This window comes from Pseudomonas fragariae (ex Marin et al. 2024) (assembly GCF_059621105.1).
In genome coordinates, this window is sequence record NZ_CM184369.1 from 3,682,889 (window position 1) to 3,709,634 (window position 26,746).

6 protein-coding genes are annotated in these 26,746 nt (G+C 59.5%); all 6 read right to left on the reverse strand.

Going from position 1 to position 26,746, the window contains the following annotated elements:
• Positions 1 to 27 precede the first annotated feature (27 nt).
• Positions 28 to 453, reverse strand: a complete 426-nt coding sequence (locus AC54XV_RS15815) for a hypothetical protein (protein ID WP_058398226.1) — start codon at positions 451 to 453, stop codon at positions 28 to 30.
• Positions 443 to 18,925, reverse strand: a complete 18,483-nt coding sequence (locus AC54XV_RS15820) for a hemagglutinin repeat-containing protein (protein ID WP_496717055.1) — start codon at positions 18,923 to 18,925, stop codon at positions 443 to 445. The genes AC54XV_RS15815 and AC54XV_RS15820 overlap by 11 nt, the downstream gene beginning before the upstream one ends.
• Positions 18,926 to 18,964: 39 nt before the next feature.
• Positions 18,965 to 20,674 (reverse strand): ShlB/FhaC/HecB family hemolysin secretion/activation protein, encoded by a 1,710-nt coding sequence (locus tag AC54XV_RS15825; protein WP_058398225.1) that lies wholly within the window; start codon positions 20,672 to 20,674, stop codon positions 18,965 to 18,967.
• 595 nt (positions 20,675 to 21,269) lie between these two features.
• Positions 21,270 to 22,511 carry a M20/M25/M40 family metallo-hydrolase gene (locus tag AC54XV_RS15830; protein ID WP_058398224.1) on the reverse strand — a complete coding sequence of 414 codons (1,242 nt, stop codon included), beginning with the start codon at positions 22,509 to 22,511 and terminating at the stop codon, positions 21,270 to 21,272.
• A 73-nt stretch (positions 22,512 to 22,584) separates the two neighbouring features.
• A complete protein-coding gene (locus AC54XV_RS15835) occupies positions 22,585 to 25,656 on the reverse strand; it encodes an efflux RND transporter permease subunit (RefSeq protein ID WP_058398223.1) in 3,072 nt (1,023 codons plus the stop codon).
• Positions 25,653 to 26,708, reverse strand: a complete 1,056-nt coding sequence (locus AC54XV_RS15840; protein WP_496717057.1) for an efflux RND transporter periplasmic adaptor subunit — start codon at positions 26,706 to 26,708, stop codon at positions 25,653 to 25,655. Before AC54XV_RS15840 ends, AC54XV_RS15835 begins: the two co-directional genes overlap by 4 nt.
• Positions 26,709 to 26,746: the final 38 nt, after the last annotated feature.

A 26,746-nucleotide genomic window follows, 5' to 3' on the forward strand; every position in this document is an offset into this window, starting at 1 on the left:
CCGAGAAATCAAACCCTCTATACCGAACTACCCACCAACCCTCACATGGAAAAATCTTATAATATCCGTATCAGGGTCATAATAAAAACTGACAAAACCCACATCAGCAACAAACTGATACCCTGGAGATGTAGGTGCTACTCCAGGTATTCGTATAGACGGTATATTCCTTAAAGGCTCACCCAACTCACGAAGAGCATCTGCACCTGATTTAATATTAAAGTACTTACCTTTTAACTCAGGATCAGCCGGAAAATAGCCATCAAACCGCACGCAGTAAACACGATAAGCTTCTATAAAACCATCATCAGACGATTGAAAGTATATTCCACTCTCAGGGATTTTCAAAAATTGATCACCCTCGACTTTTGAATACTCAACAATCGGGAAAATATTCTTACACTCAAGAAAAACCTCTTCGATTTTCCGATTCAATTGCATATCAGGGTTCATACTTTATTCCCATATCATCAAATAATTTCTTATTAAAAACATGAACACTACTACGAGTTTCTTCGATTTTCGCTTGAGACCACCCTTCTCTTTTCCAAACAGGCATCCATGTATCTAGATCCGCTTCAGCTGCTTTATAAAGATCAGAGCCATCGGTAGCAATTTTTTCTTTGCTATTCCTACCACCAAATGTGCGAGATTCAACGATGTGACTGCAGGTCTTAACAACTACACAATTAGTGTTATTTCGAAGCGCTTTTAACTCTGAATCGCTTAGTTCTACACCCTGCCTACGCAATGCATCTTTAACCGCAGCAAAGGACGGAATATGGTCTGGAGTCAAACCGTCTCCAACACTTCTTGGGGCGGTTTCCCCATATGTACCTACCTCACCCTCCTCAACCTTCGACGGCTTTTCATTGCGCCCGGAACTGCTTTCACTTTGCTTTACCGACACAGAGGTACGATCAGCTTTAGGTTTACGGCCTTGAACCACCCCTGTCAAGATGGCCGCCATAAATTGTCCGCCGCCTATCAACGAACCTTCAAAGCTATCCTTTTCGTTGAGAGCTATACCTTCGATGCTATCCGCTACCTGCTTGCCCAGCGCTCCGCTGTACTCCGCAATCTTCTGGTTCAGCGCCTCACCCAACGGCGTCTCGGAAACCGCGTTGTAAACCGCCAGTTGCACAAGACCTTTAGGCCCCTGCGCCACTGCCACCAACACACTCACAGCCTCCTGCTGATCTGGATGCTCCTGGATGTATTGGTTGATCGAAGCCATCGATCGTAGCGTTTCTTGAGCAACAGTAAGCTTTTCTGCATTGCTCGCATTGACAGGAGTGGCAGGTAACTCGATTGATCCTGGGCTGTTAGCCTTGTTGTCCGTCTGAAGCGTCTGATCAAGAACTTGGACCGATGTCAGGTCGATCCCGGCAAGGCGCGCAATTTCGGCCACGACCGTTTCCTGAAACGCAGGGTCGGCCATTGTCTTCATCGCCTGACTGCGCGTCATCCCACCCTGAAGCAACGAGTCCAAGGTGTTTTCAGCAAAATCAGCCCCCATCAGACTGGCAGTACCCGCATCCATCTTGCGGCCCAAGGTGCTCTCGATCTTGTTGACAGCACGGGTCAGACCACGGGAAGCCTCTTCATAGTTTTGCCTGGCAGTTTCGTTGTAAGTAAGGAGTTGGTTTGCCCACTGCTTGGCAGTGTCTACCGGCTGGCTAACCGCCTCCACCGAACTCTTCGTCACATACACATCAGTCCGGTGCTCGTCATCACGCGTGATCTCGTATGCCTTGTCGACATCACGATTCAACCCAGCGGCAGAGTCCTTGCCACCCGTATCACTGCGCACCACCACATCGCCTGCGCCCACGGTGCCCCGGACGATCTGCTCACGATCCTTGTTGTAGTTCCAGCCCTCGACGCTCCAGCCGTTTTTCTGGTTGTCGCCCTTGCCTACCTGACTTGAGTCCTGCGTAGTGCTGCTGCCAGTGCCGTACGAACCCCCGACGTTCAGGTAGTAACCGTGCTCCTTGTCCTTGCCCGCGATGTCGCTGTAGCCCAGCGTGTTGGTGTCCAGCTTGAGGTTGCCGCTGTCGGAAGCGATCAATGCGCCGTCGAGCTGGGTGTGGTTCTCGGTGCGGATGTCGACCTTGTCTTTGGCCGTGATGCGGGTCTGTTCCTCGATCCAGTTCTTGGAGCCGTTGGTCTGACCGTACCCGACCGAGCCGCTGACACTGCCGCCAAAGCCCACTACAACGGTCGCGCTGAGGTCGAATTCCTTACCTTGTGCCTTGCCGGTATCTGGCAGGGAAGTGACATTGAGGTCGCGGCCTACGCGTCCGACCACGTCGTTGCCGCGCAGTGTTGCACCGGCAATGTTGGTGTCCTGGCCGCTGGTGAAACCGAGGTGATTACCGGCGTAAAGGTACGCTTCCTGCTGCTGTTTGCCCTCGCGCTCCAGGTCGCCTTTGCCGATGTTGACGCTGGCGTAAACACCGATGCCTCCCGGACCGATGGCGATACCGGCTTCCCCGCCGCCATTTTTACGGGTGTTTTCGGTGGAGCTGTCGTTCTGTGCTGCCTTGATATTGAGGGTGTTGCCGGCATTCAGATTGATGTTTCGCTCTGCCTGAGCCTGCGTGCCGATCAGGTTGAGGTCATTGCTGGCCTTGATGGTGACGTCACGACCTGCCTGCAACGTAGTAACGGTCGAGGCCTCCTGACTCTGATCACCTTTGGCGATGCCGCTGCTGCCACCCACGCCGAGTTTGAACCCGCCACTGCTGCTGCCGTGGATACCACTCCAGCTTTTCTGCTCGCTGGTTTCCTGGCTGTAGCTGCCTTTGGCGGCATCAAGCGTGACATCCCGGCCTTTGATGTTGATGTCGCGGCCAGCCTGCAATTGACCGCCGCTGATCTGAACGTCGTTGCTCGCGGAGATGTTCAGGTTGTTGCCAGCGTCCAGCGTCGAGGCGCGGTTGGTCGTTTCGACCACTTGCTGGCTGGTGCCCTGCTTGCTGTTACCGAACTTTCCATCGCCCGTCGGGCCAGACAGGAACTGCGAGGTGCTGTCTACTGCCTTGAGCGTGCTAGACCCCTTGCTCGTAGCGTCCTCACCCTTGCCTGCGCCGCTGATGGCGTCCTTGGTGCTGCCATAGTTGTGATCAATGCTCGCACTCAGACCATTACGCGAATTTTCGCGCTGTTGCTCGACCGTTTGAGATTCACGCGTAGTATCAATCTTGATATTGCGCCCGGCGGTCAGATTGATGTCATTGAGCGCCTGAAGGTCAGAACCTACCTGATTGATGTCGCGCTTGGCATTGACTGTAAGGTCTTCGCCTGCGCGTACCTGGCTGGCGGCAGCGCTCTGTTGCTCAAGGCGGTTCTTCTCCTTGGTGCGATCAACGCCTGCAAAGAAGGTCACGCCGTTGGCGTTAGAGGACACGCCGATACCCGACTGCCTGTTCTTCTCCCAGTCCTGATTGGACTGGGAGCTCTGAGCGGCAAGAATGTTGACGTCCTGACCCGCGTTCAGACTGACATTCGCGCCTGCGTTGACGCCGCTGCCGACAATGTTGATATCGCGCTCGGTCTGCAGACTTACATTGCCTGCAGCGTTGATCTGGCTGCCTACACTAGTGCTGCTCTGCGCTTGGCCACCAGCTTCTTTAGCCGACGAGATGGACAGGAATCCGCCAGACACTGAAAGACCGGTTTTCTTCTTGTACTCGTCGCTGTGGCTGGAAGCTTCGTCGTTGGCCGAGAGTAGATTGATGTCGCCGGTTTTATCCACCAGACCGGCTCTGAGGTCCACATCATTGCCTGCATCAATGTTGCTGGCGCGCAGCGTGATGTCCTTGCCTGAAGCCACTACCACATCGTTGCCGGCACTCAGTTCACTGGCGACTTGAGTAGCGCTGGTCTTCAGCTCGCTTTTTCCGCTTTTGGACACGCCAAAAGAGCCGGATTTACTTTTCTGGCTGTAAGCACCCTGCTCATCGACACCAGAGAGTACGGTCACATCGTTAGTGGCACCGAGAACCAGGTCATTGCCTGCCGAAAGACGGCTGCCAATGACACTGACATCATGCCCACCGTCGATGCTGATGCTGCCGTCAGCAGCTTTGGTGGTATTGATGGTGAGGTCTTGCCCTGCATTGATGACCGACGCAACGTTGTTGCTTTCGTAGCTTTCCTGCTGTTTGCTGCTACTGCGTCCGAAAGAACCTTTGCTCTTTTTGGCATAGAAATACGAGCTTTCGTCCTGAGCTGATGCAATGGTCAAGTCGTGCGCTGCATCAAGCGCAATGTTGCTCCCTGCATTGATGCGGCTGGCGATAATGTCGAGATTCTGCCCAGCCTGCAAAGCCACACTGCCGCCCGCCTTCAGGTCCGCAGACACCTGGCTGACATGATCTTCCTGCTCGGTCACCTTCTTGCTCTTACCGTAGGAATGCTGCTCGTCAGCCGCCGAGGACAGGGTCAGGTTTTCGGTTGCGGCCATGGCGATGTCGCGTTTGGCGTCGATGCTGCTGGCGATGACGTTGATGTCGCGGCCGGCCTGGGCCGTCAGGTCGCGTCCGGCGCTGACCGTGGAGCCCAGTTGCGTGATGCTGGAGTTACTGGAGTTCGCGCCGCGTGTTTGGCCGTTCTCGGTCTGGGCCGAGTCGATAGCGACGTCACGGCCCGCAGAGATGCTCAAGTCACGACCGGCCTGCAACACGCTGCCGGTGTTTTTCACGTCACGACCCGCTTGCAGGGACATGTCGTTAGCCGCTTCGATACGTGCCGCGCTGTCAGCGAAGTCCTTACGCCAAGTCGCATCATCCGCAGCACTCTGATGGCTGGTCACCGTGCGCTCGTTAATGACATCGCCGCGCAGGGCGGTCAATGTCACATCACGTCCGGCGATAATGCCCCCGGACTTGTTGATCAGGTCATTACCTGCCAGCAGGTCCAGACGGTTGCCAGCTTCTATCAGGCCGCTGTTGACCAGATCATTTCCAGCAGCAGCCGACAGGTTATTGGCCGCTCGCAAAGTGCCGACGTTGTCGAGGTTTTGCCCCGCGATCAGCGAGACGTCGTTACCCGCAATCAATGCCCCGGTCGGACCAAGGCGATTGTCGGCCTGAGCCATATACAGCACCGGCACCAGCACTTTTTCGCCATTCACTTCATGCTCTTCGAGCCAGACGATGTCATGGGTCAGCGCTGCGACTTGTTGTGAACTCAGCGATACGCCCACAGCCAGGTTCAACTGTTGCTTGCTGGCGATGGCGTTGTTCATCAGGTACTTGAATTGAGCCTCGTTGGAGGTTTGCCCATCGATGAAGGCCTGACCGGTGCGAGCCACGACTGCTTGCTGGACGAGGCGTTGCTCATACAAGCCATCGCCCAGGCGCTTGGCGCTGACTTCCGGGTCGTAGCCCAGACCTGCAAGCAGGTAATCCGAACTCATGAACTGCTTGAGTTCGGTGAGGACCGGGTTGGTTTCGATCAGGTATTTTTGCGGCTTGGAGACGAAATTGCTGGTGGGCAGGCCTTCCACTCGGGTCACCGTTTGCGCTGCCGCCGAAACGAGCGGCGTAATAGCGCTGGCCTGCGCCACTGTGGCGGGCTGAGTGATAGCGTTTGAAGCAGGCGTGGTCGTGACAGGGTTTAGAACAGCAGCAGTGACAGGACTGACCGGAGCAGCCACAGCGCTGCGAACCGGTGCAATGACCGTTCCGCCTTGAGCACTTACAACCACCTGGGTGACTGCAGCAGTCGCGCCTGACTGGGCACCGGTCGTAGCCTGATTGACAACGCCGACCAAGCTACCTTGCGTACCATTTACAATCTGACCGGCCTTGTTGACCTGGGTGCCCTGCACCATTCCAGCGTTTTCAGCGGCAGAGTTACCGGAAGAAATGGCGGTGATAGCCGCAACACCTGTCGTCGATCCTGCATTCTGGACAGGCAACAATACGCCGCTGCCCTGATTGCCCGTCGCAATGCCGGTCACGCTGCCGACGCTGGTGACACCTGCGGAATCAGAGGTATGGCTTGGCAGCACTAGCCCACCAATAGGTGCGGCACCTGGAGCGCTGGTATCAAAAGCAGTTGCATTGGCGCTTACGCCTGCGCTTTGCCGTGTGACGGAAGCAAGCTGGCGGGTGGCGTTGGATATCTGGCCCACCGAGCCAATCTGGATGGTGCTTGCCTGTGCGTCTGAAACGGTGTGCTCTCGTTGCGCGACGGACACCGCTGCGCTGCCCATTGTCCAGCTTTGCGGCAGGCCTACAGGTTGAGCGACAGTGGCTGCGGTGCCGGTCTGGCCACTCAGGCGGAACAGGCCGTTCTGCCCGGTCGGCAGGCTGAAGCCTGGCAGGCTCAAAGGATTGACTTGTTGTTGGGCCAGGTCTGGCGGCAGTTGCTGATTGACAGTAATGCGTGTGGAGAATTGACTGCCCGGCGCATTGGTGTCAGTGCGAGAACCGCCGCTCACGTAGCTGTAACCAGCGCGTACGACGTTGTTGCCGATGTTCTTGCTCGCGTTGACGTTTACCGCGCCGCCGGCCTGGATAATGGCGGCATAGCTCTGGTCGCCGGTTGACAGCTGAGTGACCTTGCGGAACTCAGGCATCTCTGTCTCGGTGATGGCGATGAAGTCCGCCATTGCCGGTTCCAGGCCGCTGAGGTTGTTGGCGTTATAACCGCTGCTGGTAAACCAGTACTTTTCAGTGAAGTCGCTTGCGGCGTTGGTCCAGGCCCCGGCGTTGCTAGTACGGGCGCTGCGGTACACGCGCACTGTTTCGGTGTCGCTGGCCTCTATGCCGGTGTTGTTCAGGTTGTTCAGCGTAGCGTTGAGGTTACCGCTGGTGACGATGGTGCTGCTTTGGTTGAACAGATCACCGCCGTTGATGTTCAGATTACCGCCAGCGGTAATGCCGGACGCAGCACTGGCTGCGGTCACTTCAAGCTTTTCACGCTGGGTTATTTCCCAGGTATGAGTTGCTTTGCCACCGCCGCAGTCGTTGTTATAAAACTCGCGATTGCACGCCCCCTCATCAATCCTGGCGGTATAGATACCGCCATTGCTGGTCGTCAACAGGGCGCGGACGTTTTGTATTGTGCTCGCCGCGAGGCTCATGCTGCCGTCGCTTTGTATCGACGCAGAACTGTTGACGATGCTGTCGGCAAGCGCGCCTTGCCCGTTACGGTCAACCGTGAGATTGCCCAGGCTGTAGATGTTGGCGTAGCTGTTGTTCAGCGAACTGACACGCAGGCTCATGTTGTTGCCACTGAAGATCAGCCCACGGTCATTGACCAGCGAGCCAGTGTTCACGGTCAGCGCCTGACCGCTGCCCAGCGTGCCTTGGTTGTTGATGCTCCCCGCGTTGATGGTCAGGTTAGTCGCCGAGGTCAGGCGACCGGCATTGTTCAGTTGCCCCCCCATGGTCACCGAGGTTTCACCGCCGCCGGATATGGTCGAAGCGGCGCTCAGGTTCACTTGTGCCGCACTCAGTCCGAGCGTTCCTAGGCTGCTGAGACGGCCATTGCCGCCGTATGTACCGCCGAGGTTGAGGCTTAGCGAGCCGTCGCTGGCGATCAGTCCATCGTTATTCCAATTGCCACCGTTACCGACGAGGCTGGTCGATGCCAGCAACTGGCCGCTGGCGGTCTGGCTGAAGTTATTGACGTTGACGGTGAAGCGCCCGGCCTGGATGACGTTACTGTTGGTCCAGCTATCAGCACTCAGTGTCAAACCACCGCGGGTAACAATGCTGCCGCCAGCATTGGTCAGGTTGGCCGTAGAAATATCAAACGTGCCATTACCCGTATGCAACAACGACCCGCCCCCATTCAGAAAGCTGCCCGCATTGAGGATCAGGTCGCTGTTGGCGCTTTCCAGGGTGCCGTTGCGGTTGTCGAACAGGTTGCCGATCTGGAAGTTTGTGGCGCCGCCACCGCCCAGCGCGCGCAGTTGCCCGGTCTGGTTGTCCAGACTGGCAGCGGTCACAGCCAGGGTGCTGTCGCTTTCGATGATGCCGAAGCGGTTGTTCAGCGCGCCGCTCAGGTTCAGTTCGACCTGGCCGCCAGCGATCTGGCCGTCGTTGTCGCCACTGTTGTCGAAGTTGCCACCGTTGACCCGCACCAGGCCTTTGGCGTACAGGCCGCCGTTGCGGTTGTCGAAGCCAGGGGTAGTGATCAGCGCTTCGCCGCCGCGCGCGGAGACTCGGCCGCCGTAGTTGTCGAAGCCGCCCAGCGCGGTCAGGTTGAGGCGCTGCGCCTGGATGACGCCGCCCTGGCGGTTGGCGTCATAGCCGTTTTTCAGCACGCCGCTCACGTTAGCGGTAAACAGACCTTGCAGGCTGGACAGCACTCCGCCTTGACTGTAGAGGTTGGCGCCGCTCAGGTTCAGGTCACCGTTCTGCGCGATGATCCGACCATTCTGGTTGTCGACGGTACCCGCGACATCGACGCTCAGTGCGCCGACGCTCTGTACCGCGCCGCGAACGTTGGACAGGCTCGCTGCATTCAAATGTGCATCGGCGCTCTGGCTATAGATCAAGCCATCGGCATCGTTGAGGACACTGCCACCCGCGACTACAGTCAGTGTGTTGTTGGCTGCGATTGTGCCGCGGTTACGGTTGTCCAGTTGCCCGGACGTGTTGAGGGTCATCAGGCTCTGGCTGATCAGTTGCCCGGCCTGGTTGTTGATCGCAGTGCTGCGCCGCAACAGCAGGTTACCGCCGCTGGCCAGCTTGCCGCTGGTGTTGGTCAGGCTACCCAGCAGGTCGAGCGTCATCTCGCCCTTGCTGCTCAGGTTACCGGCGCTGTTGTCGAGGCTGCTGCCTTCGAAGTTGAAACCCTGCTGGGCCGTCAGGTTACCGGCCGCGTTGTTCAGGGCATTGGCTTTGATGGTCAGCCCGGCACCACTGTCGATCAGGCCGTTCTGGCTGTTGTTCAGCAGGCCGGCTACGGTGAGCGTCTGACCGGCGCCGCTGGAGAGGATGCCGCCGCTGTTGTCGAGACTGTCAGCGGTAACGCTCAGCGTGTTCTGGCTGACCAACGCACCGTTGCCGCCGTTGAGCAATTCACCGGTCAGGGTTGTAACAAGGTTGCCGTTGCGGCTGGACAAGGTGCCGTTGTTGCGGTTGTCGAGGCGGTTACCGGAGACGTTCAGACCCTGCCAGCCGGAAATCAGGCCCTTCTGATTGAGCAGGTTGGTCGCGTTGACTGTCAGCACGTTGCTGCTGATCAGCTTGCCGCTACTGTTATTGAGGGTGCGGCCATCGAACCTGAAACTCTGCGCGCTGGAGACCTCGCCAGACTGGTTATTCAGGTCGCGAATACGGTTAAGGGTCAGCGAACCGTCTGCCGTGATCAAACCGCCGAGGTTATTGAGATCGCTGCCTTGCATGTCGATGGACAGCGCGGCATCGCCCATCACGCGTCCGCCGTTGAGCGACAGTGCGTTGAGGACCAGGGTCATGTCACGTGTGGCCGACACTTCGCCGCCGTTGCCGGAATCGAGACTGCCGGCAGTCAGGTTCAGGGTGCCGGTGCTGTTGATCAGGCCCTTCGCGGTGTTGTTGATCGATGTAGCGTTGAGGATCAGGCTGGTGCCGCCCAACACCTGACCGCTCTGGTTATCGAGGCTGGCCGCGCCCACCTTGAGCGCCTGAGTAGCATTGATCAGGCCTTTGTCGCGGTTGGTTAGCGCACCGGTGACGGTGAGGTCCAGGTTGTTACGACTGGTCAGCGTACCGCCCGTGTTATCGAGCGTATTGGCAGTGGCATCGACACCGGCAGCGGCGATCATGCCTTTGACGTTGGTCAGCTCACGGGCGATGCGCAGGGTCAGCAGTTGATTGCTGAGCAGTTTGCCGCCGCTGTTATCCAGTTGCTGGGCGTTGAGGGTAAATGCCTGAGCGCTGGAGATTTCACCGTTCTGGTTCAGAACCTCGTTGACGTTTTTCAGCAGCAGTGCGCCCGGCGCGTTGATCAAACCGCCCTGGTTGTCCAGCTGGCCGTTGTTCAGGTCCAGGCTCAAGGAGGTGTTGCTGAACAGACTGCCGCCCTGCTGACTCAGGCGGCTGACACTGGCGGTCAGTGCCTGGCTGCTGCCGATGCTGCCACCAGTGCTGTTGGTCAGTCGTGCGGTCGTCAGGTCCAGGCGATTGCTACTGCTGACGCGACCGTTATGGCTGTTGTCGAAATCCCCGGTCTTCAGGGTCAGCAGGCCTTTGCCGCTGATGTTGCCTTTCTGGCTGTTATCAAGACTGGCACTTTTCAGGTCCAGTGCGCCGTCGGTCAAAAGCTTGCCGCCCTGGTTGCTGATTGCCCCGCTGCTGTCGAGGGTCAGTTTTCCAGCGCTGGAAATGCTGCCTGCGGTATTGGTCAGACTGCTGGTCTTTACCGTCAGGACATCTTCGTTGCTGATCAGGCCTTGAGTGTTATCGAGTGCTGCAGACAGGTCGATACCCAAGGCTTTGAGGGCACTGAGCGCACCACCGGTGTTGTCCAGGGTGCTACCGACCAGCGTCAAGCCGCCTTGGCTGGAGAGCAGACCGTTCGTTCGGTTGGTGATCTGCGCAACGTTCAGATTCAAGGCTTTCTGCGCCAGCACCTGACCGCTGTCGCTGTTGTTCAGTTGCTGGCCGGTCAGGGTCATCTCATCCTGACTGGACAGTTCACCGCCACGGTTATCGATGCTGGTGACATTGATATCGAGGGCTTGAGTTGCGCCGATGAAACCGTTCTGACGGTTGTCCAGCGCGTCGCCACGCAAGGTCAATGTGCCTTGGGCAAGCATCTGGCCGTTCTGCTGTAGAAGGCTGCCGATCCGTGCGTTGAGGTTCTGTTTGCTGGCGATCTGGCCGAGGCGGTTGTCCACGGTCGCGGCGTTCAGCGTCATGTCAGCGTCGCCGACCAGCGTGCCCTTGACGTTGGTCAGGGCGGTATTGACCATCAAGTCCAGAGCTGCGCGGCTGCTGATCAAGCCTTCGGTGTTGTCCAGGCTGTCGCTGCGAGTGTTCAGCGCGGCAGCAGAAATCGTACCTTTGACGTTGCTCAGCGTCTTGTTGACGATCAGCGTCAGGGCCTGATTGCTGAGCAGTTTGCCGCCACTGTTATCGAGGCTGTCGACGTTCAGGGTGAAGGCCTGTGTACTGGAAATTTCGCCGTTCTGGTTGGCCACGCCGTTGAGATTCTTCAGCAGCAACACGCCCGGGGCGTTGATCAGACCGCCCTGATTGTTCAACTGGCCGTTGTTCAGATCGAGGCTCAGCGAGGTGTTGCTGAACAGCTCACCACTCTGCTGGTCGAGGCTGGTCACGCTGGCCGTCAACGCCAGCGCACTGGCAATACGTCCGGCGCTCTGGTTGACGACCTTGCCTGCCGTCAATCGCAGGGTATCGCTGCTGGTCAGGCGACCGCCCTGGCTGTTGTCGAACGTGCCGGTGGTGACCTGCGTGGCGCCCTTACCAGCCAGTTTGCCCGCCTGACTGTTGTTCAGGCTGGCGCTGGTCAGTGTCAGCGTGGCGTCGGTAGTAACGGAGCCCGCCTGGTTCTCCAGAGCGCCGGTGGTGGTGACGCTCAAGGCATCGGCACTGGATAGGCTGCCCGAAGCGTTTTGCAGGGAAGCAGCGCTGACCGTCATGGCCGACTCACTGCTGAGCAGGCCGCCAGTGTTGTCCAGCGCGCCAGACAGGCTGATGTTCATGTCCTTCTGGCTGGCCAGCGTACCGCCTGCGTTATCCAGGCGTGTACCGTCGAGACGCAGGGTGTTACCGAACAACAGGCCTTTATTCAGGTTGATCACGCGCGCCACGGTCATCCCCAGCGCCGTACCGGCCAGGACCTTGCCGCCGTTGCTGTTGTCGAGCGTCTGACCAATGATGTCCACACCGATCTGGCTGGACAGTTCACCGGCCTTGTTGTCGATGTCGGCAACCTCGATTTTCAGCGCTTTTGTAGAGCCCACCAGGCCGCCCGACCGGTTGTCGAGGGTTTTGCCGGTCAGGGTCAGATTGCCCTGCGCAACCAGCTCGCCGCCCTGCTGGGTCAGACTGCCGATATTGGCGACCATGTCTGCCTGACTGGCGATACGACCGCTGCCGTTGACAACGCTGTCGACCTGCAACTGCATCAGGCCAGCGGCGTTGAGCAGACCGTTCTGGTTGTCCAGACGCGTGCCGACCAGTTCAAGACCGGCATTGCTGTTGATCAGGCCTTTTTGCGTGGCGCTCAGGCCGGTCTGGCTATTGTCGAGGGCGCCGACGAACAGCTGCAGGCCTTTTTCGGCACGAATCGAACCGCCACGGTTATCGACGCTGTCGCTATGCACGATCAGGAGATTCTGTGCCGCAAGACGGCCGCCACGGTTATCCAGCGTCAGACTCGACACATCCATCAAGCCCTTGGCTTGCAGGCTGCCAGCGGTGCGATTGTCCAGTGCGCCGCTCAGTTTCAGAGTCAGCTGGCCATCGGTAACTAGCGAACCGGCCTGACGGTTGTCCAGACTCACGGCGCGAATGTCGATGCCCTGCCCTGCACCCAGGGTTCCTGCCTGATTGTCGATGGATTCGGTGATCACCAGTTTCAGAAACTGATCGGCCATGACCTGGCCAGCAGCATTGTCGAGGCTCAGCGCGTTGAGGGTCGTGTTACCGGCGCTGGTCAATTCGCCGCTGCGGCTCGACAGCTTGCCAGTGACGTTTACCAGCAGGTCGGCATCGCTGCTCAGGCTGCCGCTGTTGTTATTCAGCTCATTGGCCGTCAGATCGATACCGTTGCCAGACACCAGACCGCGCAGGTTGGTCAGTAACTGGTCGACACGCACAATGAGTGCTTTGTCGCTGAGCACCGAGCCAGCGGTGTTGTCCAGCGACGTCGCAGCCAGGGTGAAGCCGTTGGCGCTGGAAATTTCACCGCTGCGGTTGCTGACTGCATTGAGATTTTTCAGCAGCAACTGGCCCGGCGCGGTAATCAGACCGCCGTCGTTGTTCAGCACGCCTTTGCTTAAATCGAGGCTGACATCGCTGTTGCTGTACAGACGGCCATCGTTGGTCTGATTCAGGCCGGTGACTACGGCAGTCAGCGCCATGGCGCTGGCGATACGACCGGCATCACTATTGTTCACCAGTGCTGCATCGAGCTTAAGGGTTCCGGTACTGGTCAGGCGACCGCCTTGCTGGTTGTCAAAGGCGCCTGTGACGAGTTTTACCCCTTTGCCGGCAATACGACCGTTCTGGCTGTTGTCGAGACTGCCACTGGTGAGCACCAGTGTTGAATCGCCGAGAATCTGCCCGCCATGGTTCACGACCGGGCCATCGACCGTCAGGGACGAGGCGCCGGCGCTGGTGATGCTGCCGGCAGTATTGCCCAGAGAAGCGGCGCTCAACGCCAGCGTGCCATCGCTGCGCAATGCCCCCTGATCGTTGTTGAGGACGCCCGTGACTTTCAGGCCCAGACTGTTTTTGGCGTAGACGCTGCCACTGCCGGTGTTGGTCAACTGGCCGACGTTCAACTGCACGCTCTGCTGTCCGGAGACGGCACCTGCGCCCTGGTTGTCAAGGCTGTCGGCGTTGAGCAGCAACGCACCATTGGCCAATAAACGGCCCTTGCCACTGTTATCGAACTGGCCGACGGTTGCGGTCAGCTCTCCAAGGCTGGAAAGTTCCGCGTTGCGGTTGTCCAGCGTCGCAGCACTCAGTTGGATACCGTTAGCGGAGATCAGGCCGCGAAGGTTGGTCAGCAACTGGTCGATGCGTACGATCAAGGCTTTGTCGCTGATCACCGAACCATCGGTGTTATCCAGCGACGTGGCCACCAGCGAGAAACCGTTGGCACTGGAAATTTCGCCGTTCTGGTTGTTGACCGCCGTGAGGTTTTTCAGCAGCAACCGCCCCGGCGCATTGATCAAACCGCCCTGGTTGGTCAGCACGCCGTTGCTCAAGTCCAAGCTGACATCGCTGTTGCTGTACAGACGGCCATCGTTGGTCTGATTCAGGCCGGTGACCACTGCAGTCAGGGCCATGGCGCTGGCGATACGACCGGCGTCGCTGTTGTTGACCAGCCCGGCATTCAATTGAAGTGCGCCGGTACTGGTCAGGCGGCCATCCTGATGGTTGTCGAAAGCGCCAGTGGTGAGGACCACACCATTGCCCGCAATGCGACCGCTCTGGCTATTGTCCAGGCTGGCGCTGGAAAGCGTCAGCCCCGCATCGCTGATGATCTGCCCGCCCTGGTTGACGACGGCAGCATCGACTTGCAACGTGGCAACACCGGCACTGGTGACCCGACCGCCAGTGTTGGCCAGAGAAGCTGCTTTCAGGTCCAGCGTGCCGTCACTGCGCAGTACGCCCTGATTGTTATTCACTGCACCGGTCAGCGTCAGACCCAGCGTGTTTTTTGCATAAACGCTGCCGCCGGAGTTGGTCAGTTGTCCCAGAGTCAACTGGACGCCCTGCTGTCCGGAGACCACGCCGTTCTGGTTATTCAGGTTATCGGCGGTCAGCAGCATTGTGCCGTTGGCCAGAAGACGCCCTTTCGCACTGTTATCGAACTGGTCGATGGTGGCAGTCAGGGTGCTCAGGCTGGAAATTTCCGCGCTGCGGTTGTCCAGCGTTGCAGCACTCAGATTGACGCCATTGGCGGAAATCTTGCCGCGCAGGTTGGTCAGCAACTGATTGATGCGCACAACAAGCGCTTTATCGCTGAGCAGCGAGCCGTCCGTGTTATCCAGCGAGTTGGCAGCCAGTGTAAAACCGTTGGCACTGGAGATTTCACCGCTCTGGTTGTTGACGACATTCAGGTTTTTCAGCAGCAACTGGCCAGGCGCATTGATCAGGCCGCTCTGGTTGCTCAACAGACCATTGCTCAGGTCCAGGCTGACGTCGCTGTTGCCGTACAGCCGGCCGTCGTTGGTCTGATTCAGGCCGGTGACCACGGCAGTCAGGGCCATGGCGCTGGCGATGCGCCCGGCGTCGCTGTTGTTGACCAGCCCGGCATTCAGCTGAAGTGCACCGGTACTGGTCAGGCGACCGTCCTGATGGTTGTCGAAGGCTCCGGTGCTGAGCACCAGACCTTTACTGGCAATACGCCCGCTCTGGCTGTTATCGAGGCTGGCGCTGGTGAGTGTCAGTTGCGCGTCGCTGAGTATCTGCCCGCCCCGGTTGACGACGCCGTCATTGATAATGATCGACGCGACACCGGCGCTGCTGATACTGCCCGCGCTGTTGGCCAGCGAGGCTGCACTCCCGGTCAGTGAACCGTCGCTGCGCAGCACACCCTGATCATTGTTCAGTGCCCCGCTGATGGTCAGGCCAAGACTGCTTTTGGCAAAAACGCTGCCCCCACCGGTATTGTTCAGTTGGCCCAGGTTCAGTTGCACGCCCTGCTGCCCGGAAACGATCCCGTTCAGGTTATTCAAGCCGTCCGCGGTCAACAGCAGCGCGCCATTGGCCAGCAGGCGACCTTTTTCGCGATTATCGAACTGGCCGATGGTGGCCGTCAGGCTGCCCAGGCTGGACAGTTCGGCGTTGCGGTTATCCAACGCTGCGGCGCTCAGGGTGACGCCGTTGGCGGAGATCTGCCCGCGCAGGTTGGTCAGCAGCTGAGCGATACGCACGATCAGCGCTTTGTCGCTGACCAGCGAGCCGTCAGTGTTGTCCAACGAAGTCGCTGCCAGCGTGAAATCGTTGGCGCTGGAGATCTTGCCGCTCTGGTTATTGACGACGTTCAGATTTCTCAGCAGCAGCTGACCGGGAGCGGTTATTTGCCCACTCTGGTTGTTCAGCAGGCCATTGCTCATATCCAGGCTGACATCGCTGTTGCTGTACAAGCGCCCGTCATTGGTCTGATTGAGGCCCGTAACCACGGCAGTCAGAGCCATGGCGCTGGCAATACGACCGGCGTCACTGTTGTCGACCAGCCCGGCATTCAGCTGGAGTGCGCCGGTACTGGTCAGGCGGCCGTCCTGATGGTTGTCGAAGACTCCAGTACCGAGCACCAGACCTTTACCGGAAATACGACCGCTCCGGCTGTTATCGAGGCTGCCACTGGTGAGTGTCAGTTGTGCATCGCTGACTATCTGTCCACCCTGGTTGACCACCGCACCGTTGAAATTGAGCGCACCTGTGCCGGCACTGCTCACACTGCCGTTGGTGTTGGCCAGACCGGCTGCTTTGAGGTCCATTGCGCCATCACTGCGCAATACGCCCTGATCGTTTTGCAACACACCGCCCAGCGTCAGGTTCAGCGCATCCTTAGCGTAAACGCTGCCCCCAGCGGTATTGTTCAATTGGCCCAGGTTCAGTTGCACGCCCTGCTGACCGGAAACGATCCCGTTCAGGTTGTTCAAGCCGTCAGCAGTCAACAGCAGCGCGCCACTGGCCAGCAGGCGGCCTTTTTCACGGTTATCGAACTGACCAACGTTGGCCGTCAGACTGCCAAGGCTGGATATTTCGCCATTGCGGTTGTTCAGTGAGCCCGCCGTCAGATCAAGACCGGTCGCAGAAACCAGACCGCGAAGGTTGGTCAGCAACTGATTGATGCGCACAACGAGCGCTTTATCGCTGAGTATCGAACCGTCGGTGTTGTCCAGCGAAGTGGCTGCCAGCGTGAAGCTGTTGGCGCTGGAAATCTTGCCGCTCTGATTATTGACCGCCGTGAGGTTTTTCAGCAGCAACTGACCAGGCGCAGTGATCTGGCCAGCCTGGTTGGTCAACAGGCCATTGCTCAGGTCCAGGCTGACGTCGCTGTTGCTGTACAGCCGGCCGTCGTTGGTCTGGTTCAGGCCAGTGACCACTGCAGTCAGCGCCATGGCGCTGGCGATACGACCGGCGTCGCTGTTGTTGACCCGCCCGGCGTTCAGTTGAAGCGCGCCGGTACTGGTCAGGCGGCCGTCCTGATGGTTGTCGAAAGCGCCAGTGGTAAGCACCACGCCATTGCCGGCAATGCGACCACTCTGGCTGTTATCCAAACTGCCGCTGGAAAGCGTCAGGCCCGCATCGCTCAGAATCTGTCCGCCACGGTTGGCGACTGCGCCCGTTGTGCTGACCGTTGCCGTACCGGCACTGGTCGCGCTGCCACTGTTATTACTCAGAGACGCTGCACGCACATCCAGAGCGCCATCACTGCGCAGTGTGCCTTGGTCATTGTTCAACGCGCCGCTGACGGCCAGGCTCAGACTGTTTTTGCCGTAGACACTACCGTTGCCAGCATTGGTCAGTTGCCCCAGATTCAGCTGTACACCTTGCTGTCCGGCAACCGAGCCGTTCTGGTTGTTCAGGTGGTCAGAGGTCAGTTGCAGCGCGCCGCTGGCCAGCAGACGGCCTTTTTCGCGGTTGTCGAACTGGCTGACGGTCGAGGTCAGGCTGCCGAGACTGGAGATTTCCGCGCTGCGGTTGTCCACGCTTGCCGCGTTGAGCAGCAGATCGCCATTGGCGCTGATAAGCCCCAGCTGGTTGAGCAACGGCCCGGAAATACGGGCGGACAATGCGCTGCTGCTGAACAGCTTGCCTTGCTGGCTATTGTCCAGAGAGCCCGCAGTGATCGTCATAGTGCCATTGCCGCTGATCAGCCCGCTCTGGCTGTTGAGCACCTGAGACGCGTTGATATCGACAGTGCCGCCCTGGCTCAGAATTCGGCCTGACTGACGATTGTCGATTGCAGTGGCCACGATGCGTGTGCTCGACTGACCGTTCAGTGTGGCCCCCTGATTGTTCAGGGTCTGGCTGATGCTGGCTTGCAGGGCGCGGCTGGCGGTGATGCTGCCGCTGTTGTTCAGCCCGTTGGCAGACAGCGTCACATCGCCCGATGTATTGCGGCTGTTGTCGGCATTGACGCCCGCCTCGATCACCGCGGTGTTATTGATCTGGCCGCCTGCGGAAAGTGTCAGAGCATCGCGCGCGGCGACGTTCTGCCGGGTGATGAGATCACCTGCCGTGGTCATGCCCAGTGACGACCCTGCGTAGACCGGCCCGTTGACCTCGGCACTGTTGGCCTTGACCGCCACAGCACCGCTGGCAGCAGTCTGCATCATGCTCAAGTGGCCGTTGGCATCAATCTGGATATCACCGCCACTGGCCGCCAGATCACCGGCCAGCCTGACGCCGACACCCGCCTCGGTGCCCACCAGACGGATCGCGCCGGCATACATGCCGCCCAGCGCCGAGCTGTCGACGGCCAACTCCGGTTTGGCGCTGCCATCGTCAGGCAAGGCCGTGGGATTCAGCGTCTGCGCGTCGACATCGTTGCGACCGGCAATGATGTTGAGGCGCCTGGCGTGTAGCTCGGCATTGATCTTCGCGCTACGGGTAATGATGTCGAACTGGTCGACGTTGTCTGCGTTCAGCCCCACGCCGTCGATGGATATGCTGCCGCCCTGCACATTGAAACGCTGCAATTGCCCGTTGGCATCCAGCACGGGTTTGCCGGTGGTCAGCGTGACCTGCGGGGTATTGATGAAACCACAGCCGTTGCAACTGATGCCGTAGGGGTTGGCGACGATGACACGTGCCGCCTGCCCGGCCACTTCCGTATAGCCTTTAAGCTGACTGGCGTTGGCCCCGACCACTTCGTTGAGAATGGTGCTAGCCGCCGTGCCGCGCAGGTTGGCGTTGCCGACGATGATGCCGCCCAGTTGAGTGCTCTGGGTCTGGTTGGTGGAGTTGTTGAGGATGACGCCCTGGCTGTCGACGTTGAACTGCTGATACTGGTTGTGTGACAAACCGCTGGCATTGGGCGCGGCAATGTTGACGATCGGCACGCCATTGCCGGCCTGGTTCAGGCTGGTATTCGTGCCGCTGACCACGATGCCTTCGGCTTGAACCAGCAGCGGCTGCCAGAACATCGCATTGGCGAGAATCAGCGCGAGGCCGCGCTTGGGCATTCCCCAGAAAGCCCGGCGCTCGACCAGCACAGCAGAGGGCTGACGAGCGAGCAGAGCCAGTTGGTGAACGTCCATGTAAGTGACCTCGAAACAGGTGGGTTGAATACGGTGTGATTAGAGGAAAAAGTCCATACGGAAATAGATCGGCGCTTCGCGTTCGATCACATCGGGACGTTCCAGGGAATGAGCGAAGGTCACTGAGGCAGCAACGTGCTGGCCTCGGGTAAACAGCTCGAACGAGTTGCTGGACAAGCGCCCATGCTGCTCACCGTTGTAACGGTCGTTGCGGATAACACCCTGGTCGTAACCGGCGGCCGCGCCATACTCGGCGAACACCGGGCGCATCCAGTCCAGGGTGACCGGGCGAGTCAGGCGCAACTCGTTACGCCAGTAACCACCGCTGTCGCCCGACAGAAACTCATCCTTGTAACCGCGCACCGATGCCGATCCGCCCAGGCTGGTGCGTTGCGAACTGAACAGCACATCCTCACTGCGCTGCCCGGTGGCCAGGCTGGTAAAGCTCAGGTTTTCGCCCCACAGTTGAAAGGGGTGCAGGTAGCTGAGGGTGCCGGTGTATTTGCGATAACGTGCATCGGCTTCACCCGGGCGAGGATCGTGGTTGCCCTGCGCGTCCAGTGCACCGATACCTTGCTGCATGCCCAGATCGATGTTGACGAACGCCGAGCCAACCCGCCGCCCGTGGTTGATACCGAACTGCGCCTCGGTGATGCGATTGCTGCTGACCGCCAGTTTGCTGTCTTCGACGTAGTTGTTGGTGCGCAGGTAGGACAGACCGGCATTGAGCGAGGTCTTGCTCAGCGCGTCGCGATACACGACCCGCTCGGCCTTGAACTGGTGGTTCTGGCTATCGCCGTCCTGCTTGAAGTTGACGTTCGAGGCCTGCGCCACCGAACGGTATTCGCTGGTGTTGTACAGGTAGCTGAACGTCCACCAGCCCCACGGCAGGCTGTAGGCAAGCGAGGCATTGCGGGAGGCTTTCTGCCGATCGCTGATCGCATCGTGGCCGCCGCGCAGGCTGAACTGGTCGGCCAGCCCTGACGGATTATCCCACTCGAGGCCGGCGTTCCATTGCTGCTCACCGGTGCTGCGCTGGCCTTCGTTGGTACGCGACAGGTTGGCTCGCCATGGTTTTTGCGGGGTGTTCTTGACCACTACGTCACTGCCGCCGACGACTTGGCCGGGGGTCAGTTCCATCTGCGCCTGATTGGATGGCAGGCGATTGAGCTGATCGACCATCTGCTCGATTTCGCGCAGGTTGACCATCTGGCCTTCGCTGCCGGGAAACGTCATGGCCAGCTCACGCGCTGACAGACCGCTGGCGGTATCGCCACGCAGATGCTCCAGCTTGCCTTCGATGACCAGCACTTGCAGGTCGCCTGTCGACAGGTCCTGCTGCGGCAGGTAGGCGCGAGTCGTCACCAGGCCTTTTTCGAGGTAGTGATCGGTGATGACTTTCAGCAGTTCATTGAGCTGCGCGACACCAAGGCACTTGCCAATATAGGGTTTGGTCAGCGCATCGCGCTCGGCAGAAGACAGCGAGTCGGCGCCCTTGAGCTCGATACGATCGATGGTGAAACAACGTGTATCGGCCGGGGAAGTCGGGGCAGCGGGCGTGGCTTGTTTGCCCGGCAGATCCTTGAGTTCTTCAAGACGGCGGCGCTGCTCTTCGAGCAGGCGGTCCTGACGGTCACGAATAAGATCCTGGTCACCTGGCAAACTGGCGGGGGCAGTGGCTGCAAGCGAGGTAGCTGGCGCGATGGCGAGCAGGAGCAGCAAAGCCAGTTTCGAAGCATGAGGATACACGGCGCGTCCTTGCGGTAGCATATTGATATCAAAAAGGTGGGCAATATTAGAACGCCATCATGGCGGCGTCAATTATTTGTATCGACCTTGTATCCGATTTGTTGAACTTTTTTTGAAGTTAATTTTGACAGTGCGGACCTTTAGCCTGAGCCCAAGGATCATGTGCTTAGTATTGATAGGGAGGAGCGTATCTTTTCGACGTAGTATTAAGGTCGTAATTAAATATATGCAGAAACGCTAATCGGCTAGCACGCGAAAACCGGCTCGGCTCAAGGCCGCAGACACACTAATAAAAGGACTATGGGTTAAGGAAACAGGCGAAAGCATGCTGACCTTCCAGGGCTCTGGAGCCGCGAAGACGGTCCTTTCTGCATGGTTAGCGTGTCAACAGAGGCAGCAGGTTTCGGTCAAGCCATGTGATGTGGCGCATGAGAAAAACGGGGATGAGTAATAACCACTAGTTGTCGGCCACCACTCGACGATGAACCGCTACGCCAGAATCAGCGCCACCTCCCTTTGTATGCAGTCTCGGGGGGAGCCCTGTATCTGTTTAAACTCTACAGCCTCCCGCGCCACGCACGGGAGGCCTGTGGAATCACTGTTGCCCGGACAACTTCATGATCATTCGCGACAGCAAGTAGATCCGCGGCGCCACGCTGCCCACTTCGGCATACTCTTCAAGCGTATGGATATTGCCGCCGACAATACCGAAGCCGTCCAGCGTCGGCGTGCCCACGCTGGCAGACAGGCTTGAATCCGCCGCCCCGCCGCTGCCCTCGATGGTCAGGGTGCGGCCCAGCTCACCGTAGATGCCTTGCGCCATCGCGACCAATGCATCGGACTGCGCGGTTTGCGGCATCGGTGGCAGGCCACGGACCAGACTGGTCTTGACCTCGGTATCAGGCACCAACCTGTTGGCCGACACCCTGGCCAGATCCTGCTCGACGCGGTCAAACTCCTCCGGTACGGCAGCACGCACATCGGCCTTGGCGCTGGCCTGATCAGGAATCACGTTGGTGCGGTCTCCCGCCTTGAGCACGGTGAAGTTGATGGTGGTTTTCTTCTCCTCGTCACCCAGCTTGCCGAGTTGCAGGATCTGATGGGCAACTTCGGTCGCGGCGTTACGTCCCAACTCAGGCGCAACGCCTGCATGCGAGGCCTTGCCCTTGACTTCGACCAGTGCGGTTGCCGAGCCTTTGCGCCACACCACCAGACCGTCGGCCGGACGTCCCGGCTCCAGGTTGAGCGTGACGTCATGCTCCTTCGCGGTTTTCTTGATCAGCTCGGTAGCGACGCCTGAGCCAGTCTCCTCACTGGCGTCGAGCAGCACCGTGATCTGCGCGTAGTCGGTGAACTTCAGGTTGTGCAAGACTTTCAGCGCATAGATAGCCGCAACGATGCCGCCCTTGTCATCCATCACGCCTGGGCCGTAGGCACGCCCGTCCTCGATATGAAATGGACGCTCGGCCGCGGAGCCTTCCTTGAACACGGTGTCCATGTGCGCCATCAGCAGAATCTTCGCCTTGCCGGTGCCTTTCAGGGTGGCGATGACGTGGTTGCTGGCTTCTGGCGTATTTGGAACGAGCTCGATAGTGGCACCGAGCTTTTTCAGTTCTTCGATCGCGATGTCGCTGACCTTGGTCAGGCCCGGTACATACCCGGAACCCGAGTCGATGTTCACCAGACGCTCCAGCAGTTTCAAGGCTTCGTCCTTGTATTGCTCGGCATCGGCCTGGATGGCCTTGTGCGGTTCGGCCATGGCCGCCGGTGCCAGAGCTGTCAACGCAAGCGCCAAGGCGAGATGAGCAGCCAGTGGCGAGCGGGAAAATGAGCGCATGTGTTTCATCCTTGTGTTCGGTTCGTCGAGGTTTTTCAGGACCATACCTTACACAGGCACCGGCCGTCATGGCTCAGCTCGCCTTGCGCCAGCGCTCGAAGCGGTCGAAAAGCAGCGCGTAGAGGATCGGAATCAGGCCCAGTGTCACCAGCGTGCCCAATGCAAGGCCACCCATGATGGTGATCGCCATGCCCTCCCAGAGCGGACCGGCAAACAGCATCAGCGGCACCAGCCCGATGATGCAGGTCAGTTTGGTCATCACGATCGGCCGCAAGCGCTTGATCGCGGCATGGACCACTGCGTCACGCACCGCCAGGCCTTGCTCGCGCTCAGCCTCGATACGTTCGAGCAGCAGCACGGCATTGTTGACGATGATGCCGGCCAGCGACAGCAGCCCGAAGGTGGCCATGAAGCCGAACGGATAGCCAGTGAGCACCAATGCCAGCGCCACGCCGATCAGCACGAAGGGCACGCTGGAGATGACGATCAGCAGCTTGCGGAACGAATTGAACTGCCAGACGAACAACAACAGCATCGCGACCAGCGCGTGTGGCATGTACTGCAGCAGCGCCTGATTGGCCTCGGCCGAGTCTTCTATTTCGCCACCCGGTTCGATGTGGTAACCCGCCGGCAGGCTGATTGCAGCCATCTGCGGGGCCAACTGCTCGACGATCGAGGTCGCTGTCATTGACGGATTGTGTCCGACCACCGTGATCGCGCGTTGCAGATTACGCCGCTGGATGGTCGATGCCTCGGCCCTGGGCTCGACAGTGGCAATGGCCGACAACATCAACGGCGCGCCCCCGGAAGCCGGGTAAATCAATGTGCTGTCCAGATCATTGCCCGGTTTGCTCAGCGTGCTCTGCTCGCGCGCCACAACGGCGACAGCAGTATCGCCATCCTGCAGCGACGACACGGACAGCCCGCTGTTTCTCAGTTGCAGGGCCTGGGCGATGTCCTGAGTGGCAACACCGGCCTGCAAGGCCTTGTACGGATCGACGACAACGTCGTAACGCAGCAATCGGGTCCGCCAGTCATCGTGGACGTCCAGGGTTCCGGGCAACGCCGATAACGCCTGCTCGATCTGCCGGCTAATACCGCGCAGCACGTTCTCGTCAGGACCGATGACCCGGTAGACCGCAATCCCCGCCTCGGTGGTGCCCATCGAGAATCGTTTGGGCTGCGCTTCGATTTCGGGGTGCTGCGCGAGGATGAAATGCCGTGTGCGCTCGATCACCGCATCGAGATTCGCGCCTTCGCGCACGCTGACAGTGAAGTACGCGATATTCGGCGCGGGCAACGGGGGATTGAGGCCAAGCACGATACGCGGCCCGCCACTGGCGACATAGCCAATGCTGTGTTCCACATCCTGATCGCTGCTCAGCCACTGGCTGATATCACGCACCGCCTGCGACGTGTCACGCGAGCTGCTGCCGGGCTCCAGCACCAGCGGGATCTGGAACTGCATGCGGTCCGACTTCGGCAGAAAATCGTACGGCACCCGGGTCAGCACCACGACCGCCAACGCCAGCAACCCCATCATGCAGGCAATGAAGAGCAGCGAGTGATTCAGCAACCCCTCGATGACCTTGCGATAGCCACGGTAGAACACCGAGGCATACTCATCAGCCTCATCAGCCTCATCAGCCTCATCCGCCGACGCCGTGACGGCCGGCACCCTGGCGAAATAGAAGCACAACAGAGGCGTCACCGTGACGCTGAGCAGCCAGGAGCTGATCAGCGTCGTGGCGAGCACAACCGCCAGCGACCGCAGGTATTCGTTGGTGCTGGTCTGCCCCAGAAAGAAGGGCGAAAACGCCAGCACGATGACCAGTGAAGAGGTCAGCAGAGGGACCATCAAGGTGCGCCCTGCCTCCTCACAGGCGCGCCGTCGATCCTCTCCCGCATGCAGGCGTCGCTCGATGTCTTCGGCGATGACAATGCCGTTATCCACCAGCAACCCCAGGGCCAGGATGATCGCGGCAATCGACACCGTCTGCAGCTCGATCCCCAGGGCGCGCATGACCAGCAGCGTACTGAGGATGGTCAAGGGCACAATTACCCCGACCACCAGCCCGGTGCGCCAGCCCAGAAACAGCATGACCACGCACATCACGATCACCACCGTCTCGGCCATGACGTGATACATCTTGTTCATCTCGTGCTCGACCACGCTGGACTGGAAGGTCACCACGTGTAAGGTAAAGCCCGTCGGAAGTTGCTGCTCCAGCTCACCGAGTCGCTTGCGCAAGGCATCACCGAACGTTTGCACATTGAGGCCTGGCTGCATCGAAACGGCCAATACCACGGCGTCCTGTCCCTGATAGATCGCTTCGGTTTCAGGCGGGTCGACAGGGCTCACCGATACCCTGCTCAGGTTCTGCAACGCGACCTTCTGACCACTGGGCAACTGCACCGGGAACTGCCGAAGTTGCTCCGGCGAAAGCACCTCGCCACTGATCGAAAGCGTGGTGCTCTGCTGGCCGATGACCGGGTTGCCTCCCGTTGCGATCAGGTTGCGGGCCTGCAGTTGCTGAAGCAGCTGTTGCGGGGAAAGTCCGGCGGCGGCCAGCGTCTGGTGATTGAAGTCGAGGTAAATGCGTTCATCCTGCAGCCCATACAGCTGGACCTGATCGACGCCCTTGAGCGCATACAGCTGATCGCGCAAGCGTTTGATCGGCCCGCGCATCTCGCTCATGGTGAAACCCGGCGCGGTCAGCGCGACCGAAGCCACGGCGACGCGACCGAAATCATCATCGACGAAAGGCCCTTGGGTGCCAGGCGGAAAACCACCGCTCGTTTCGCTCACCTTCGCCCGGAGCCGTTGCCACAGCAGCCCGAGATCCTTGACGTTGTCATACGCCGTGACCTGCACGATCACTCGGCCAGGCTGGACCGTGGTGAGCACGTTCTTGATCTCGGCCAGTTCACGAATACGCTCTTCGAGCGGCCTGGCGAGCAGTTCCTCGGTGCGCTCTGCGGACAGCCCTTCCAGAGACACGCTGACCAGTGCGTCGCGAACGGTCACCGACGGCTCTTCCTGAGAAGGAAAGCTCAAAAAGGTAACGACACCAGCCAGCAAAATCAGCAAGGCGGCAAACAGCGTCAAACGGCTAGCGCCCATGGCGCGGGAGGTAAGGTTCATTGCGTGGCACCGCTCAGGCGAGTGTCTGAGTGAAACAGCGTGACGGGCTGACCGTCCTGCAGAAAGGCGGCGCCGGCAGTGACCACCTGCTCACCTGCGACCAGCCCGCTGACGATCAGTGCACGGCCTTCTCTGACTGTACCCAGCGTGACAGAGCGGACGGCGACTGTTCCTCCCGACTGGTAGACGAAGACTTCGGCAAGGTGGCTGCTGGTCCCCATCCATAACGCTTGCAGCGGAACCGACAGCGCCTGTGCGTCGGCAGCGGGATGCATTTGCACAAGCAGCGTGACGCCACTGGGCAGCATGCCGGCAGGCCGCAGCACTCGGAACACGGCCGTTCTGACCAGCCCGTCATCGGCTCGGGGCGAAATGCCTTCCAGGGCGAGATCAAACCCTGCCGTACCGTCTGCACTATTCGAGGCACTGGCGAGGTCGCCAGGCTGAAGCGAATCGGCAAGTGCCAGCGGAACAGCTGCCACCACTTGTTGCTCTGCAGCGGATTCGACATCCAGCAGCACCTGCCCGGCGGGTAACAAGTTCTGCGGTTGTGCATGGCGGGCCACCACGCGCCCGGCAAAGGGGGCGATCAAGCGGGTGCGATCCAGTTCGCGACGGGCCAGGTCCAGCTCGGCTTGCGTGCGGATCAGCTCGGCGCTGGCTTGTTCACTGGACGACTGGGCCGACTCGACCACGCTCTGGGCGACACTGCCCGCTGCGAGCAGGTTTTGCTGACGCTGGTAGTTACGCTGGCGCTCCAGCGCCTGAGCCCGAGCCAGCCGCAAAGCGGCCTGCGCCTCCTGCAGACGCAATTGCGCAGGCTGCGGATCAAGGCGGGCGAGCACCTGGCCCGGCTTGACGCTATCGCCAATGTCGACCCGCAGCTCTGTCAGGGTGCCTGCCGATTCAAACGCCAGACTGGCGCGCTCCTGCTCTCGAACAGTGCCGATGAAGCGTAACGCAGCGCCCTCTCCTGCCCGCACCGTCTCAACCTTGACCGCCCGGACAGGCGAAGCACTGGTCGTCTGTTTATCACCGCAACCACTGATCATCAGAGTGATCAGTACGACGCCGCAAGCGCGTGACACAC